The 1,778-nt window shown below is 46.9% G+C and carries 3 protein-coding genes; 1 reads left to right on the top strand and 2 read right to left on the bottom strand.

Features of this window, described 5'->3' with window-relative positions:
- Positions 1-784, top strand: a 784-nt coding sequence (locus tag ACY69O_RS04385; protein WP_462332251.1) for an autotransporter strand-loop-strand O-heptosyltransferase, incomplete at its 5' end; no start/stop codon positions are given.
- Between the two features lie 56 nt (positions 785-840).
- Here ACY69O_RS04385 and ACY69O_RS04380 read toward each other — a convergent pair.
- Entirely contained in the window at positions 841-1,284 is a 444-nt protein-coding gene (locus ACY69O_RS04380) for a hypothetical protein (RefSeq protein WP_462332250.1), read from the bottom strand.
- Positions 1,285-1,580: 296 nt separating this feature from the next.
- Positions 1,581-1,778, bottom strand: a 198-nt coding sequence (locus ACY69O_RS04375) for a rubredoxin-like domain-containing protein (protein ID WP_462332249.1), incomplete at its 5' end; no start/stop codon positions are given.

Here is a 1,778-nt window from a genome sequence, read left to right as displayed (position 1 = left end):
GGCCAATCCGGCGTATGAACCGATTATACTCGCCTATTTCCCTGAGCTTCAGATTGTGAACAGTATTCAGGAAAAGGCCTACGCACAATATGTGATGGTAACATTTCTTACACAGCCTTTTCTGCTGCCGGATTCCTCCCGAGTGCTTCCTGCAAAATACATAGGAAGGTTTTTGCTGGGACAGCACCGTGATCCGGTTAAGGTCCTGTTTCGGCCCATGAAGCCACGAGCCATAGCTGAGCTGTATGTATGCATTGCTGTGCAGGCATCGGGTGTTGCAAAGTCGTGGCTGAACCCGGGCGGCTGGGATATCGTAATTGATTATCTTAAAAAGTTGGGTTATCGCGTACTTTGCCTCGACAGGGATAAGTACAATGAAGATGCCAATGGACGCAGTGTGTCGATGCCGGAGGGAGCGGAGAATTATACGGGAAACCGTCCGCTGACGGAGCGTGTCGAGCTTTTGGCGTATGCAGACTTTTTTATCGGGCTCGGCAGCGGACTTTCGTGGCTGGCGGATGCGGCGGGGTGTCCTGTGGTGCTTATCGGCGGACACAGCTTGCCGATGTCAGAGTTTGATACTCCGTACCGCATAATAAATCCGCTGGTCTGCCACGGCTGTTATAACGATATGAATGTGAAATGGGGCAACCCGGTGTGTCCGCTTCATAATGGCACGGACCGCGAATATGAATGCACGGTCAAAATTTCTCCGCGTATGGTGATTTCGGCGATAGACCGTCTGAGGAATGATTTAGAAATTAAGAAGGCCGGAAGTCTGTAACTGGCAGAGATTTTTAGACGAAAAAAGGGCAGCTTTGGCGCTGCCCTTTTTGTGTGTTATTTATTCAGTTTTTGGATAGTCTCGTTGTAGCATTTATCAAGAACTTCGAGGAAGCCGGGAACCTGCTTGTCCTCTTTCTCCGTGTAGTCCTTTATTTTGAAGGCGCGGGTGTGGCTGAATAAGTCGCTCTTGTTTTCAAGGCGCATGATTCTGCTGGGAGTGCCTTCTTTTGCAGGGATATAAAAATACACATACGGCGAATATTTTGTACTGTAGGATTCGCCTGGCTCATAGAAGTTGAGAAGATATCCTACGGTTCCGTCGGCAAGGATAAGTCTGTTATCATCCTCCATGTCTTCTTTGAAGTTTTCCTTAATCAGGATTAAGTCTTTCTCCGGACGGTCAATCGAAGGAAACGCATGGATATGAGCTGCGCTGCTGACGCTGCAGGACATCATCATACCCGATAAAACTGTGGCTGCCAATAATTTTTTTAACATAGTACCTCTCCTTGTACAGTGGATTGCAGGCGGCTTTGCCTGCTTTGTGCAGAACTGAATTTGCGCACATGGGGAATGTTAACAAAATTACTGAAAGTTTTCCATAGTAAAACAGTACGCATTTTTGTTAGAGATATACAGCTTATTATTCACAATTGGTGACAAATGTCACATACACCTCTCCCGACAATTGCAAAGTGGATTAACCCGAGTGTAATTCGTTTCGAGGTAGATGGATTGAGCACAAAAAGAAAAATCCCCAACCCACATCATGGGCTGGGGGATTTTTTATGCTATTATTTTGCTTCTTTAAAAGCACTTTTTGGCTGGCCGCACAGAGGACATACATAATCGTCCGGCTCGTCGTTGATGTCGCCTTCATGCTCAAAGCCGCATACAGGGCAGATGTAGACCTTTCCTGCAGGCGCTTTTTTCTCAGGCTTGTATTTCTCCAAAATCTTGCCGATAACTTCGCCATGATGGCCTTCCTGCTT

The organism is Schwartzia sp. (in: firmicutes) (genome assembly GCF_978017985.1).
This window is presented reverse-complemented; position numbering and strand designations above follow the sequence as displayed.